Origin of the sequence: Edwardsiella tarda ATCC 15947 = NBRC 105688, from assembly GCF_003113495.2 — a bacterium.
GTDB lineage: Bacteria > Pseudomonadota > Gammaproteobacteria > Enterobacterales > Enterobacteriaceae > Edwardsiella > Edwardsiella tarda.
Genome location: NZ_CP084506.1, coordinates 567,806 through 582,104 on the forward strand (window position 1 = coordinate 567,806; position 14,299 = coordinate 582,104).

A 14,299-nucleotide genomic window follows, 5' to 3' on the forward strand; every position below is an offset into this window, starting at 1 on the left:
TTGGCTGTTATTACTTTCACTTATCATCACTTTTATTCATGCATCGCTGGCTCACTTCCTCGGCTATTCCTCCCGATAAAGTGTGATAGAGTTCTCATCGTGAGCTGTTGCCATTCCCTGTAGAGGCTTCCTGCGCTGCGGCGGCGACGCACAATTCCTGCGTTTATTCGGTTGAGATCACCGCGCCCGTTCATCGGGCGACGGCGGCATGCTATTCCCCGTTAAACGCCCTATACACCGACAGGTAAAAATAAAAACGGGTAATGACAGGTATGGACTTTTTGGCACAGTGGGTTAATCGCATCAATAGTCTGTTGTGGGATGAGCTTTTGATCTTTTTACTCTGTGGCACGGGGATTTATTACACCCTGCGTCTGGGCTTTATCCAGATCCGTCATTTCGGATCCGGTTTCCGTGCCCTCTTTGGGGGAATGTCGTTGTCCGGTGCGAAGGCGGATAAGCAGGGGATGAGTTCATTCCAGGCCGTCGCCACGGCGATCGCCGGTCAGGTGGGGACGGGTAACTTAGCCGGTCCGGCAACGGCGATCGTCGCCGGTGGCCCGGGCGCCATCTTCTGGATGTGGGTCTCCTCATTTCTTGGTATGGCGACCATCTATGCCGAGGCGATCCTGGCGCAGAAATATAAGTCTTTCGATAAACAGGGGCACGTGGTCGGTGGCCCGGCTTATTACATCGAGCAGGGACTGAAATGCAAATGGTTGGCGGCGCTCTTCTCCGTCCTGATCATCTTCGCCCTGGGTTTCATCGGTAATATGGTGCAATCCAACTCGATCGCCGCCGCCTTCGAGGGCTCTCTCGGGGTTCCCGGTTGGATCGTCGGGGTGGTGTTGGCCTTGTTGACCGGTGGGGTGATCATGGGGGGGTTGCGTAGCATCGCCTCCTTCACCGAGAAGGTCGTGCCGACCATGGCGATCTTTTATCTGGTGGGGGCACTGCTGATCTTGGGTTTGAACGCGCATTACATCCTGCCGGCCTTTAAGGCGATCTTCGTCGCTGCCTTTAACCCGCAGGCGGTACTCGGTGGCGGGGCAGGTATCGCCATTCAGCAGGCGATGCGCTTTGGTATTGCCCGGGGTTTGTTCTCTAACGAGGCCGGGATGGGGTCGACACCGCATGCTCACGCGGTGGCGAAGGTGAAACACCCCGAGCAGCAGGGCTTTATCGCCATGATGGGGGTCTTCGTGGTGTGCGTGATCGTCACCCTGACGGCGTTGGTGATCATTACCTCGGGGATGGCTATGTGGCAGCAGGGCGGCCAGACTCAAGCCTCTTTCCTCGGCGTCTTCTCTGGCCAGGGGATCGCGGTGACTCAGCAGGCTTACTCTTATGTCTATGGCCACTTTGGTAGCCTGTTTATTTCGGCCTCGTTGTTCTTCTTCGCCTTCTCGACCATCATCGGTTGGTACTACTATGCGGAGACGAACGTACGTTATCTGTTTAACTCGCAGAAAGCGGTACGGGTCTATCAGCTGTTGGTGATCGTCTTTATTTTTATCGCGTCGTTCTTCCATGTGGAACTGGTATGGAACATGGCCGATATGTTTAACGGCCTGATGGTGTTGCCGAACCTGGCGGCGTTGTTACTGTTGTCTCCGGTGGTGATCCGTCTGACGCGTGAGATTGCGACGCGTCGTCATGGTGAGGTGGCGACGGAAGGCGAATAAGCGGCATCGCAGTGATCTTGATGGTGTGATGTCGAGGCGAGAAGACGGCGGACGGGGTAACCCGGCCGCCGTTGTCGTTGTTAGAGATAGAGATAGATAGCGAAGAAGTGGCAGGCGCTGCCTCCCAGGACAAAGCCATGCCAGATGGCATGGTTGTAGGGGATGCGTTTGCAGACATAGAAGATGACCCCCAGAGTATAGATGATCCCCCCTAAGGCCAGCAGGGTGAGTCCACCGCCGGAGAGACGTAGCGCCAGCTGATAGATGACAATCAGCGATAGCCAGCCCATGGTGAGGTAGGTGATCAGTGATACCACCTTGAAGCGATGGGCGAAGGCCAGTTTAAAGATGATCCCCGCCAGCGCCAGCGACCAGATCACCGCCATCAGACCACGAGCGAGCGGTGAGTCTAAGCCGACCAGTAGGAAAGGGGTATAGGTCCCGGCGATCAGGAGATAAATGGCGCAGTGGTCGAAGATCTTCAACCAACGTTTGGCCGTCGGATGTGGAATGGCGTGGTAGAGCGTCGAGGCGAGAAACAGCAAGATCATGCTGCCGCCATACAGGCTATAACTGGTGATCGCGGTGGCGTCGGCACCACTGTCGCTGGCTTGCACCAGCAGGAGCACCAAGCCGACGATCCCCAAGATAAAGCCAATGCCGTGGCTAATGCTATTCGCCACCTCTTCCGCCAAGGAGTAACTCGATAGGGGGGCGCTGACTGTTGTCATCGTTAGTAACCTCACAGGGTGAGAGTCGGCCCTAGGTTGTATGCGACCGACCCAAAATTCACGCCCTCTAGGTTAGCTGAGAACAATTCCAGTGTACACGTGTACGCTAAAAAAGAGTCAGGATGTGTGGCATCCTCACCTCGGCGCGATGTGGCTAGAATCACATATAATCACCATGATTATTATTTTTACAACAGCGTAAGGTGTGCATTAGCGGGGTGTACGCCGCGAGAAAAGCATAACCGGCGCAGATATTTTTATCTTATTGAATTCATTGAGCTGATTTTTAAGTAAAAACTAGACATTTTGCACAGAAAATCGCCAATTTATTAATTTGATAAGAGTCCCAATTAATGTATCATTTCTACGAACTATTTCGCCGCAAACGTGAACGCAATCGATTACGCTTTTTAAAAACTATTGCTGGATCACGGTTTCTGTATCTGGTTATTTCTATAATGCGCGTGGCCAGCGAGCAGGCATTAGAGCGAGTGATGGCTGATTTGTGGCGATGTTGACATGTTGTCGTTGTCTCCCTCTGCGCGGGGGAGCTTTTTAAGGTATGTGGCACTCATATGAAAAAAACAATTTTAGCTGCGGGCGCGCTGTTATCCTGTCTTACCACCACCAGCATGAATGCAACGGCGGCAGACAACAACGGCGAGTATCTTTCTGATTGGTGGCACCAGAGCGTCAACGTGGTAGGCAGTTATCACACTCGTTTTGGGCCGTTCCGTACCAATGACGTCTATCTAGAATATGAAGCCTTCGCCAAGAAGGATTGGCTCGACTTCTATGGCTATGTCGACGTACCGAAGTTCTTCGGGGCCGGTAACAGCGTCGATAAGGGTATCTGGGACAAAGGCTCTCCACTATTCATGGAGATCGAGCCGCGTTTCTCCATCGATAAGCTGACCGGCCTGGACCTGGGTTTTGGACCGTTCAAGGAGTGGTACTTCGCGAACGACTATGTCTTCGACATGGGGCATAACAGCGCTAACCGCCAGAACACCTGGTATATGGGTCTGGGGACCGACATCGATACGGGCCTGCCGATGAGCCTGTCACTGAACGTGTACGGCAAGTATCAGTGGGAAAACTACGGTGCGGCCAACGAGAATAGCTGGGACGGCTATCGGGTGAAGGTGAAATACTTCGTGCCGTTGACCGAGCTGTGGGGCGGTAACCTGAGCTATATCGGCTTTACCAACTTCGACTTCGGCTCTCGTCTGGGCGACAAGTCTGGCGTCGGTTCTAACGGTAACCAGTTGCGCTCCAACAACTCCATCGCCTCCAGCCATATCCTGGCGTTGAACTACACCCATTGGCACTACTCGGTGGTGGCGCGTTACTTCCATAACGGTGGTCAGTGGAAAGAGGGCGCGGCGCTGGGTGAAGATCTGCATCCGACCGGTTGGGGTTACTACCTGGTGTTGGGTTACAACTTCTAATTCCTCTATTTCCGGTGATCTAGGCCCCGTCTCGACGGGGCCTTTTCTTTTTTTGCCTGCGGAGGTGTCGTATCCGCCGGCGATTCGCTGCTTATGTCTCCACCGAAAGGGGGAACTGGCGTGGAAAATCGAACCGTTTTTTCGCGACCGGTTTTACGCGATGATGGTGGCCGTCGTCTAGCACACATTTTCCCTCTTTAAGGAGCAATCATGACCCGACACCTCAGCAAGGATACCCAGTTGTGCATGTCATTGGCGGCACGTCCAGGTAACTTCGGTACCCGCTTTCATAACTACCTGTATGATGCTCTCGATCTCGACTACCTGTATAAGGCCTTTACGACGCAGGATATCGTGGCCGCCATCGGCGGTGTGCGTGCATTGGGGGTACGCGGTTGTGCCATTTCGATGCCCTTTAAGGAGGCGGTGATCCCATTAATGGATGAGATGGATGCTTCGGCGGCGGGGATTGGCTCGGTGAATACCATCGTCAATAGTGACGGTTGGCTCAAGGCCTATAACACCGACTATATCGCTATCGCTCAACTGCTGCGCCAGTATGCGCTCGATCCGACGCTGACGTTTGCCCTGCACGGCAGTGGTGGGATGGCCAAGGCGGTCGCCTGTGCCCTCAAGGATGCCGGTTTTACCCGTGGTTATATCGTGGCGAAGAACGCGGTAAGTGGCCAGCAGTTGGCGCAACTCTACGGTTATAGCTGGTGTCAGACGCTGCCTCCCGAGGCCTCGGTCGATCTGTTGATCAACGCCACACCGATCGGCATGCTGGGCAGCGAGTTTGCTGGCGTGCTCTCCTTTAGCCCGGAACGCATTGCCCACGCCAGCGCGATCTTCGAGGTGGTGGCACAGCCGATCGAGACCCCCTTGGTACAGGCGGCGCGTGCAGCCGGGAAGGTTGTGATCACCGGCGCCGAAGTCTTCGCCATTCAGGCGGTGGAGCAGTTTGTCTTGTATACCGGCATTCGACCAGAGCATGCCCTGTTCTTACAGGCTGCCGCCTATGCTCGAGGCGCGTGAAGCGCGAGCGTTGGCGCTCCCGTCACCCATCAGGGCGACGGGAGATTGCCGGTTACTCGGCTTCGTCGAGCCCATAGGGTAATGGGGCAATGGTCAGTTGACTGAGGTCGTCGTCGCGTACGCGCAATACGCTGTCGGCGGCGAGATCACTGCTTAAGACCGCCTGAATATAGACTTCACCGTCGGCGAGGCGCAGCGCGGCCAATACGGTTCCGCTGCGGCGCCAACTGTCGCCTAAGCGCAGTTCGAGATCCTCGCTGGCGTGTGGCAGGCGCCCGGCACTACCACGCAACCAGAACAGGGCGCGCCGATTGGCGCCACGGAACTTGGCGCGCGCCACCATCTCTTGGCCACTATAGCATCCCTTATTGAAGCAGATCCCGCCGAGGGCTTGGAGATTGATCGCCTGTGGCAGGAACTGGTCGCTGCTTGCCTCATCGATGATCGCGAGACCCGCCTCGATATCCAGAGCCAGCCATTGTGCGCCATCGCTGAGCCGTGCGCGGCCGCTTAACTGCTGGATGATGCGTTTGGCCTCATCTTCATCGTCGCAGATTAACAGGTAGCGCGGCTGAGGTTCGGCGAGGAATAGCAGTTGACTATGTGCCGCTTGGCGCAATGGGCAAGCCGCATCGGGCAGCTCGCTAAATAACTCACCGAGCGCCTCGCGTGCCTGTGCGCCGGCGAGGCCTAGCACGATCGCGTGCGGCTCATCGGCGAGGGTGACCTTAGAGAAGACGGCGTATTTCTTCAATTCCAGCAACTGAATTTCAGCTACGCTGCGACGCAGCAGGTAGGCGAAGCCATCTGCGCGCCGCCACAGGCGTAGCGTACTCCACAGTTTGCCCTTAGCGTCGCAGTGCGCACACAGAGCATGTTGTTGCGCCGTGAGGGCCGGGACATCAAGGGTGAGCTGGCCTTGCAGGTAACTCTGCGCATCCGCGCCACTGACGCCGACCAGTTGCCAGTCTGTCAGAGCCATCAGGGTGAGCGGGAGTTGTGCGGCGGCCAGTACGGGCTGCGAGGTGAATTGGGCGTTAAGGTTCATGATAGTTCCCTGTAAGGTCATATCGGAAGTAGTGTCCATGGTAAGAAAGCCGGCTCGCGATGCCAATGGTTAATTGCATCCAGGCCACGTCTTGTTCAAGCATTCCCGAGCGTGTGTGCCTACGCCGGGTAACCACGGAGCCTCGTTAGTGAAGTGGGCGGACCCTATCGTGGGCCAGTCGTACGGTGTCGCGCCAGGTGATGCGTGTCTTATGGCCGTAGCCGGGGCCGCTATGTGGGGTCATGGCCGCGTCGCGTCTGAGTTTGCTCACCGTGAATGATGAGAGATGCTAACCGAATAGCGTCATCGTCAGAAATAGGCCGTAATTTGAGGATAGTATTGCGTAACGTATTACAATTGCAGAATAAAAGCGCACAGATAACAAATCTTGTCGTGCTGAAGTAAGGCAAAATATGACAGAGTATGAAGGGATTCCCGCAATGAAGTGTTTTTTCACGCTAGAATAGAGAGCGATTAGCGACGGGCATAAACCAGGCCGCCACGTGGGGAGGTCCCCCGTCTTTTGTTAGCCGTAGAAAAATTTAAATATAAAGCCGGAGTGAATGAGTCATGGATATCAATAATAAAGCACGGGTTCACTGGGCATGCCGCCGCGGAATGCGTGAGCTGGACATCGCCATTATGCCCTTCTTCGAGCATGAGTATGATGCGATGAGTGACGCCGATAAGCAGACGTTTGTCCGCCTGCTGAACTGTGATGATCCCGAGCTGTTCAAGTGGCTGATGAACCAAGGCGTGCCGGAGGATGCCGATCTGGCACGGATGATTACCCTGATTCAGACGCGAAATAAAGCACGTGGCCCCATGGTGCTGTAATGTCCATGTCTCCTGGCGCACCCAGGTGATCGCGTTGTTGGGATATGGTGCGCTGGTGTTGACGATCCTCCTGGCCCCCTGGCCTGAGAGTTATGGCGTCAGCGCTTTCTGGTTGCTGCTATTGGTGGTGGTGATCTTCGAGTGTATCCGTAGCCAGCGCCGTATCGCGCGTAATCGCGGGGAGTTGCAATACAGCGCTACGGGAGAGTGGCGTTGGCAACAGCGTGAGTGGCGGCTTGCCCGCCGGCCGTGGATCAGCGATATGGGCGTATTGTTATTGCTACAAAGCAGCGCCGGGCCGGCACGTCGACGCCGCCTGTGGTTGGCGGCAGACAGTATGAGCCAGGAGGAGTGGAGTGAGTTACGGGCCCTGTTACTGAACGCTCCCGAGACCAACGACTGAGCGTCGGTATCGTCAAGGGGCCCATCGTTCTTCTCGTGTTTCTTCCAGCGGGGGGAGCGCCTCGGGTATGAGGGGGGCGGGGGTTAGAGTAGTTCCGCCGCCTCCAGCATGATCTGTTGGCACCATTGCTGCAGGCGTGCATCGCTGAGGTCATACTGGTTGGCCTCATCCAAGGCGAGGCCCGCGAAGAGGCGCCCCTCATCCAGGGTGGCGCGTGAGGCGCTAAACTCGTAGCCCGCCGTCGGCCAATAGCCGACCATGTTGACCCCTAAGGGCAGCAGTTGGTCGTGCAACAATCCGAGTGCATCCTGGAACCATTCACCATAGCCTAACTGATCGCCCAACCCATACAACGCCACGATCTTGCCCTGTAGCGGTAGGGTCGGCAGGGTGTCCCATACCGCCTGCCAATCTTCCTGTAATTCGCCGAAGTCCCAAGTAGGAATGCCGAGGATCAGCATGTCGTACTGGGTCATCGCCGTGATCGGCGTCTCTTTGATGTTATGTAGGGTGACCAGATCGGCGCCGAGGATATCGCGAATTTTCTCTGCTGCCATCTCGGTGTAGCAGGTGCTGGAGCCGTAAAAAAGACCGATTTTCATTGTGCATTTGCCATGGTTGCCAAAGCGGATAACGTCAGTGTAACAGATTTGAATCCACTGCCGGCATCATGTAGGCTGGCCGACAACGACGCGCCGCACGCGCTGCGCAAGGTTATCATGGGGATTGAGGAGTCGGAGTGCACGAGCAGGATCAGGCGCTGATCGAACAATTTTTGGATGCGTTATGGCTAGAGAAGAATCTGGCCGAAAATACCTTGGCCTCTTACCGCCAGGATCTGCGTACCCTCGCCGAGTGGCTGGCCTATCATGACCTCTCATTGCTGACGGCGTCGCCCGGCGACCTGCAGAATTTCTTCGCCCAACGCGTCGATGGTGGCTACAAGGCATCCAGCTCTGCGCGTCTGCTGAGCGCGCTGCGCCGCTGCTACCAGTATCTCTATCGTGAGACGTTGCGAACTGACGATCCAAGCGCACAGCTGGCGGCGCCGAAGCTGCCGCAGCGGCTGCCGAAAGATCTCTCCGAAGCTCAGGTAGACGCCTTGCTACAGGCACCGGCGATCGATAATCCGCTAGAGCTACGTGATAAGGCGATGCTGGAGTTGCTGTACGCCACCGGTCTACGCGTTTCCGAGCTGGTTGGCCTGGGGCAGGAGGATGTCAGTCTGCGCCAAGGGGTGGTACGGGTGATCGGCAAGGGAAACAAGGAGCGCCTGGTGCCGTTGGGCGAAGAGGCGATCTATTGGATCGAATACTATCTGGAGTATGGTCGTCCCTGGCTGGTGAATGGCCAGACGGTGGCGGCGCTGTTTCCCAGTAATCGTGCGCGCCAGATGACGCGCCAGACCTTTTGGCATCGCATCAAGCATTATGCCGTGTTGGCGGGTATCGATACGCAGCGCCTGTCGCCGCACGTATTGCGCCATGCTTTTGCCACCCATCTGTTGAACCATGGCGCGGATTTACGTGTCGTACAGATGCTCTTGGGGCACAGTGATCTTTCTACCACCCAGATTTATACCCATGTCGCGACGGAGCGGCTCAGACAGCTACATCAACAGCATCATCCCCGCGCTTGAGCGGAGGGCAATGCAAAGGAATTGGTTATGAAAAAAAGCGTGATTTGGTTGGCATTACTGGCGGCATCCGTCAGCGGCCTGGCCCGGGCAGATGATGCCACTATCCAACAGTCGTTGAAGAAGCTGGGGATCCAGCAGACACAGATCCAGTCTTCGCCGCTGGCGGGTCTAAAGACCGTCTTCACCGAGGGTGGCGTGCTGTATGTGACGGATGACGGCAAGTATATCCTGCAAGGGCCGATGTATGATGTCAGCGGCGCGGTGCCGGAAAATGTGACCAATCAACTGCTGCTCCAGCGTCTCAATAAGCTGGAGCCCGAGATGATCGTCTATAAGGCACCGAAGCAGAAGTATGTGATCACCGTCTTTACCGACATCACCTGCGGCTATTGCCATAAGTTGCACTCGCAGATTAAGGAGTATAACGATCTGGGGATCACCGTACGCTATCTGGCCTTCCCGCGTCAGGGATTGGACTCGAAAGCGGAGAAGGATATGCAATCCATCTGGTGTATGGCCGATCGACGTAAGGCCTTCGACGAGGCGGTAAAAGGGGAGGCGATCTCGCCGGCCACCTGTGACATCAATATTAAGTCTCACTATGAGTTAGGCGTACAGTTCGGCATTCAGGGGACGCCGGCGATCGTCCTGAGCAATGGGATGGTGATCCCGGGTTATCAGGGGCCGAAAGAGATGCTGGCGATGCTGGATGCCCAGGCGCAGATGAGTCAGAAGAAAGGTTAAGGCATTGGCGATCAAGACACGGTTATGCCGGCGTGAGGCGGTGGCAGAGAGCCAATTGCCGGATGCGTTGCCGCCGCTGCTGCGTCGTCTGTACGCGAACCGCGGGGTGCGCAGTGCTACTGAGCTGGAGCGTGGCGTCAAGGGGTTACTCCCCTATGCGTCGCTGAGCGGTATCGAAGCAGCGGTCGCGCTGTTGCAGGAGGTGCTGGAGCAGCGTCTGCACCTGGTGATCGTCGGCGATTTCGACGCGGATGGGGCAACCAGTACCGCGCTCTCGGTACTGGCATTGCGCGCCATGGGCTGCGACCACGTGCAGTATCTGGTTCCCAATCGTTTCGAAGATGGTTATGGCCTCAGCCCGGAGGTGGTCGCTCAGGCCGCCGAGATGGGCGCCGAGATGATCATGACCGTCGATAATGGCGTCTCCTCCCATGCCGGGGTGGAGGCGGCCCATGCGCGCGGTATCCGCGTGCTGGTGACCGATCACCACCTACCCGGTGAGACACTGCCGGCGGCAGAGGCCATCGTCAATCCTAACCTCGCCGATTGCGCCTTCCCCTCGAAGTCACTGGCGGGGGTCGGGGTCGCCTTTTACCTGATGTTGGCGCTACGGCGTCATCTGATCGATCAGGGCTGGTTTGAGCGACTCGGGCGTCCGGCGCCCAATCTGGCCGAGCTACTCGATCTGGTGGCGCTGGGGACGGTGGCGGATGTGGTGGCGCTCGATAGTAATAATCGGATCCTGGTTCATCAGGGATTGAGCCGCATTCGCGTCGGCCGTTGCCGCCCGGGGATCCGGGCCCTGCTGGAGGTCGCCAAGCGCGATGCCGCCCGTCTGACTGCCGGTGATCTGGGGTTTGCCCTGGGGCCGCGTCTGAATGCGGCGGGGCGACTGGATGACATGTCGCTCGGGGTGGCGCTGTTACTGAGTGAGGATATGCCGCAGGCGCGGGCATTGGCCTGCGACTTAGATAACCTGAATCAGACCCGGCGCGAGATTGAGCAAGGGATGCAGAGTGAGGCGTTGGCGATCTGTGCCTCGCTGGAGCGTACGCTGACCGAGCTACCCTATGGCTTGGCGTTGTACCATCCCGAGTGGCATCAAGGGGTGGTCGGTATCGTGGCCTCACGCATCAAGGAGCGTTTTTATCGTCCGGTGATCGCCTTCGCACCGGCGGGGGATGGCCTGCTGAAAGGCTCCGGGCGTTCGTTGCCTGGGTTGCATATGCGCGATGCCCTAGAGCGTCTGGATACCTTGCATCCCGGATTGATGTTGAAGTTTGGTGGTCATGCGATGGCCGCCGGACTGACCATTGAGGCGGATCGTTTCGAGGACTTCCGCCGCCACTTCGCAACCTTGGTCGGCGAGTGGCTCGATCCGGCGCAGTTGGAGGGAGTGGTCTGGTCGGATGGTGCGTTAGGGGGAGACGAGTTGACGTTGCCGGTCGCCGAGCAGTTGCGCGAGGCTGGCCCTTGGGGCCAGGCGTTTCCCGAGCCGACCTTCGACGGCTGTTTCCGCATTCTCCAGCAACGGCTGGTGGGAGAGCGCCACTTGAAGTTGATGTTGGAGCCGTTGGCGGGCGGGCCGTTATTGGACGGCATCGCCTTTAATGTTGATACCACGTTGTGGCCGGACGCGAGCGTGCGTGAGGTAGAGCTGGCCTACCGTCTCGATGTCAATGAGTACCGTGGAAATCGCAGTGTACAGTTAATGATCGAGCACCTCTGGCCGCGTTGAGGCAGAGTGCACAAAATCATGTATTGTAGAGGGGTGATATTTATCACCCCTCTACTTTATTAGCATAATTAATAACGAGGGCGCGCAGATTAGTAAATTCGTTGAACTGCTGCGTTAAGTGCCGGATTTTATAGCAACAGTGCAGGATCTCGCTGTAAGGTCTGCCATTTCGCTAAACGAGTTGCTATAGTCTGTAGAGATAACGCGGGCAATTATGCCACCCATCCGCTATCACATGGTTGGATATCCCGTTGCTTTGCGTTTTTCCATCTTGGCCGGGGCGTAGGGCGGTAATCGTTTTTCCCGGTCGGTGTACTTTTTATAGAAGATAACAGCATATGTTTGAAATTAATCCGGTAAAACACCGTATTCAGGACCTGTCTGCGCGGACAGATGTTCTGAGGGGGTATCTTTGACTACGATGCCAAGAAAGAGCGCCTAGAAGAAGTTAACGCCGAGCTGGAGCAGCCGGACGTATGGAATGAACCGGAGCGTGCACAGGCACTGGGCAAAGAGCGTTCCTCCCTGGAGAGTATCGTCAATACCATCGACGAGATGCATCAGGGATTGGAGGATGTATCCGGATTGCTGGAGCTGGCCGTCGAAGCCGACGACGAAGAGACCTTCGATGAGGCCGTCGCCGAATTGGATCAGCTCGAAGTAAAACTGGGGCAACTGGAGTTCCGCCGTATGTTCTCTGGCGAATACGATAGTGCCGATTGTTACCTGGATATTCAGGCCGGTTCCGGGGGCACCGAAGCCCAGGACTGGGCCAGCATGCTGCTGCGTATGTATCTACGCTGGGCAGAAGCCAAAGGCTTCAAAACCGAAATTATCGAAGAATCCGAAGGTGAAGTGGCCGGCTTGAAGTCCGCCACCATCAAAATCAGCGGCGACTATGCTTACGGTTGGCTGCGTACCGAAACCGGCGTACATCGCCTGGTGCGTAAGAGCCCGTTCGACTCCGGCGGTCGCCGTCACACGTCGTTCAGTTCCGCCTTTGTTTATCCTGAAGTGGATGATGATATCGATATCGATATCAATCCGGCGGATCTGCGTATCGATGTTTACCGCGCCTCCGGTGCCGGTGGTCAGCACGTCAACAAGACGGAGTCCGCCGTGCGTATTACCCATATTCCGACCGGACTGGTGACGCAATGCCAGAATGACCGTTCACAGCATAAGAACAAAGATCAAGCCATGAAGCAGATGAAAGCTAAGCTTTATGAACTTGAGGTGCAAAAGAAAAATGCTGAACGTCAACAGATGGAAGAGAACAAGTCCGATATCGGTTGGGGTAGCCAAATCCGTTCTTATGTGCTGGATGACTCCCGCATTAAAGATTTACGTACCAGCGTTGAGACACGTAATACACAGGCCGTGTTAGATGGCGACCTGGATAGGTTTATTGAGGCAAGTTTAAAAGCCGGGTTATGAGGAAACACTATGTCTGAACAACAGCAACAAGGCGCCGAACAGGCTCTGGACTTAAACAACGAAATGCAGGCTCGCCGCGAGAAGCTGGCAGCCCTGCGTAAGGAAGGCGTCGCTTTCCCTAACGACTTCCGTCGTGATACCACTTCCGATAAGCTACACAGCCTGTACGATGGTAAGAGCAAGGAAGAGCTGGAAGCACTGGACATTGAAGTTTCCGTCGCCGGGCGCATGATGACTCGTCGTATCATGGGTAAAGCCTCCTTCGTTACGCTGCAAGATATGGGCGGCCGTATCCAGTTGTACATCGCACGCGATGACCTGAAAGATGACGTGTATAGCGAGCAGTTTAAGAAGTGGGATCTGGGTGACATCATCGGTGCGCGCGGTAAACTGTTCCGTACGCAGACCGGCGAACTGTCTATTCATTGCCACTCTATCCGTCTGCTGACCAAGGCGCTGCGTCCGTTGCCGGACAAGTTCCACGGCTTGGCTGACCAGGAAACCCGTTATCGTCAACGTTACCTGGATCTGATCGCTAACGAATCATCCCGCGAGACTTTCCGTACTCGCTCCAAGATTCTGGCGGCTATCCGTAACTTCATGGTCAACAAAGGCTTCATGGAAGTCGAGACTCCGATGATGCAGGTGATCCCGGGGGGCGCCTCTGCCCGTCCGTTCATCACTCACCACAATGCGCTGGACATCGATATGTACCTGCGTATCGCGCCGGAACTGTATCTGAAGCGTCTGGTGGTCGGTGGCTTCGAGCGTGTGTTCGAAATCAACCGTAACTTCCGTAACGAAGGCGTCTCTCCGCGTCACAACCCTGAGTTCACCATGATGGAACTCTATATGGCTTACGCGGATTATAAAGACCTGATCGTTCTGACCGAAGAACTGTTCCGTACCATCAGCCAGGATGTGTTGGGCAGCAGCGTGGTGCAGTACGGTGATCAGACCTTCGACTTCAGCAAGCCGTTCATCAAGATGAGCATGAAAGAAGCCATCTGCCACTATCGTCCGGACATCGCCTCTGCCGATCTGGATGACATGGAGAAGGCGTGCAAGATCGCCGAATCTCTGGGCATCAAGATCGAGAAGAGCTGGGGCCTGGGCCGCATCCAGTGCGAGATCTTCGACGAGACGGCAGAAAGCCAGCTGATCCAGCCGACCTTCATCACCGAATACCCGGCGGAAGTCTCCCCGCTGGCGCGTCGTAATGACGAGAACCCGTTCATCACCGACCGTTTCGAATTCTTCATCGGCGGCCGTGAGATCGGTAACGGTTTCTCCGAGTTGAACGATGCCGAAGATCAGGCCGAACGTTTCCAGGATCAGGTGAAAGCCAAAGATGCCGGCGACGACGAAGCCATGTTCTACGACGAAGACTATGTGACCGCGCTGGAGCACGGTCTGCCGCCGACCGCCGGTCTGGGCGTGGGTATCGACCGTATGATGATGCTGTTCACCAACAGCCACACCATCCGTGACGTCATCCTGTTCCCGGCGATGCGTCCGCAAAAATAAGCGTTATCTTCATCGCTTATCAGC

General features: G+C 56.2%; 13 protein-coding genes. 10 read left to right on the plus strand and 3 right to left on the minus strand.

Features of this window, described 5'->3' with window-relative positions:
• Positions 1–272: 272 nt before the first annotated feature.
• Entirely contained in the window at positions 273–1,685 is a 1,413-nt protein-coding gene (locus DCL27_RS02635; protein ID WP_005296352.1) for an alanine/glycine:cation symporter family protein, read from the plus strand.
• A gap of 80 nt (positions 1,686–1,765) precedes the next feature.
• Here the strand turns inward: DCL27_RS02635 and trhA are convergent, their stop codons facing one another.
• Complete coding sequence (gene trhA, locus DCL27_RS02640; RefSeq protein WP_035596573.1) at positions 1,766–2,416, minus strand: PAQR family membrane homeostasis protein TrhA; 651 nt, start codon at positions 2,414–2,416, stop codon at positions 1,766–1,768.
• Positions 2,417–2,991: 575 nt separating this feature from the next.
• Here trhA and DCL27_RS02645 point away from each other — a divergent pair.
• On the plus strand, positions 2,992–3,867 hold the full coding sequence (locus tag DCL27_RS02645; protein WP_005282096.1) for a nucleoside-specific channel-forming protein Tsx: 876 nt from the start codon (positions 2,992–2,994) through the stop codon (positions 3,865–3,867).
• A gap of 210 nt (positions 3,868–4,077) precedes the next feature.
• The gene (locus DCL27_RS02650) at positions 4,078–4,902 is read left to right on the plus strand and encodes a shikimate 5-dehydrogenase (protein ID WP_005282094.1); all 825 of its coding nucleotides are present in this window, start codon (positions 4,078–4,080) and stop codon (positions 4,900–4,902) included.
• A gap of 52 nt (positions 4,903–4,954) precedes the next feature.
• Here the strand turns inward: DCL27_RS02650 and ygfZ are convergent, their stop codons facing one another.
• Entirely contained in the window at positions 4,955–5,950 is a 996-nt protein-coding gene (ygfZ, locus tag DCL27_RS02655) for a tRNA-modifying protein YgfZ (RefSeq protein ID WP_005296356.1), read from the minus strand.
• 570 nt (positions 5,951–6,520) lie between these two features.
• On the opposite strand from ygfZ, the gene sdhE reads away from it, so the two are divergent.
• Both sdhE and DCL27_RS02665 read left to right on the plus strand, forming a co-directional pair.
• A complete protein-coding gene (gene sdhE, locus DCL27_RS02660) occupies positions 6,521–6,787 on the plus strand; it encodes an FAD assembly factor SdhE (RefSeq protein WP_005296359.1) in 267 nt (88 codons plus the stop codon).
• A complete protein-coding gene (locus DCL27_RS02665; protein ID WP_005296363.1) occupies positions 6,768–7,190 on the plus strand; it encodes a protein YgfX in 423 nt (140 codons plus the stop codon). The genes sdhE and DCL27_RS02665 overlap by 20 nt, the downstream gene beginning before the upstream one ends.
• Positions 7,191–7,273: 83 nt before the next feature.
• Here DCL27_RS02665 and fldB read toward each other — a convergent pair whose 3' ends face one another.
• The gene (fldB, locus tag DCL27_RS02670) at positions 7,274–7,792 is read right to left on the minus strand and encodes a flavodoxin FldB (RefSeq protein ID WP_005282086.1); all 519 of its coding nucleotides are present in this window, start codon (positions 7,790–7,792) and stop codon (positions 7,274–7,276) included.
• A 137-nt stretch (positions 7,793–7,929) separates the two neighbouring features.
• Here fldB and xerD point away from each other — a divergent pair, with 137 nt between their 5' ends.
• The 5 genes from xerD to lysS all read left to right on the plus strand — a co-directional run bounded on the left by xerD (position 7,930) and on the right by lysS (position 14,275).
• Positions 7,930–8,829 (plus strand): site-specific tyrosine recombinase XerD, encoded by a 900-nt coding sequence (gene xerD / locus DCL27_RS02675; protein WP_005282082.1) that lies wholly within the window; start codon positions 7,930–7,932, stop codon positions 8,827–8,829.
• A gap of 27 nt (positions 8,830–8,856) precedes the next feature.
• Positions 8,857–9,573 carry a bifunctional protein-disulfide isomerase/oxidoreductase DsbC gene (dsbC, locus tag DCL27_RS02680; RefSeq protein WP_005282080.1) on the plus strand — a complete coding sequence of 239 codons (717 nt, stop codon included), beginning with the start codon at positions 8,857–8,859 and terminating at the stop codon, positions 9,571–9,573.
• 4 nt (positions 9,574–9,577) lie between these two features.
• Complete coding sequence (gene recJ, locus DCL27_RS02685; protein ID WP_005296366.1) at positions 9,578–11,311, plus strand: single-stranded-DNA-specific exonuclease RecJ; 1,734 nt, start codon at positions 9,578–9,580, stop codon at positions 11,309–11,311.
• Positions 11,312–11,649: 338 nt separating this feature from the next.
• A protein-coding gene (prfB, locus tag DCL27_RS02690) for a peptide chain release factor 2 (protein WP_097364358.1) occupies positions 11,650–12,748 on the plus strand; the annotation gives its coding sequence in 2 pieces (ribosomal slippage) (positions 11,650–11,724 and positions 11,726–12,748; 1,098 coding nt in all).
• 9 nt (positions 12,749–12,757) lie between these two features.
• Entirely contained in the window at positions 12,758–14,275 is a 1,518-nt protein-coding gene (gene lysS / locus DCL27_RS02695) for a lysine--tRNA ligase (RefSeq protein ID WP_035596576.1), read from the plus strand.
• Positions 14,276–14,299 lie beyond the last annotated feature (24 nt).

Bases quoted from the DNA above. Each gene is read 5' to 3' on its own strand.
- DCL27_RS02635 (WP_005296352.1), top strand. From the start codon at position 273: ATGGACTTTTTGGCACAGTGGGTTAATCGCATCAATAGTCTGTTGTGG.
- trhA (WP_035596573.1), bottom strand. From the start codon at position 2,416: ATGACAACAGTCAGCGCCCCCCTATCGAGTTACTCCTTGGCGGAAGAG.
- DCL27_RS02645 (WP_005282096.1), top strand. From the start codon at position 2,992: ATGAAAAAAACAATTTTAGCTGCGGGCGCGCTGTTATCCTGTCTTACC.
- DCL27_RS02650 (WP_005282094.1), top strand. From the start codon at position 4,078: ATGACCCGACACCTCAGCAAGGATACCCAGTTGTGCATGTCATTGGCG.
- ygfZ (WP_005296356.1), bottom strand. From the start codon at position 5,950: ATGAACCTTAACGCCCAATTCACCTCGCAGCCCGTACTGGCCGCCGCA.
- sdhE (WP_005296359.1), top strand. From the start codon at position 6,521: ATGGATATCAATAATAAAGCACGGGTTCACTGGGCATGCCGCCGCGGA.
- fldB (WP_005282086.1), bottom strand. From the start codon at position 7,792: ATGAAAATCGGTCTTTTTTACGGCTCCAGCACCTGCTACACCGAGATG.
- dsbC (WP_005282080.1), top strand. From the start codon at position 8,857: ATGAAAAAAAGCGTGATTTGGTTGGCATTACTGGCGGCATCCGTCAGC.
- lysS (WP_035596576.1), top strand. From the start codon at position 12,758: ATGTCTGAACAACAGCAACAAGGCGCCGAACAGGCTCTGGACTTAAAC.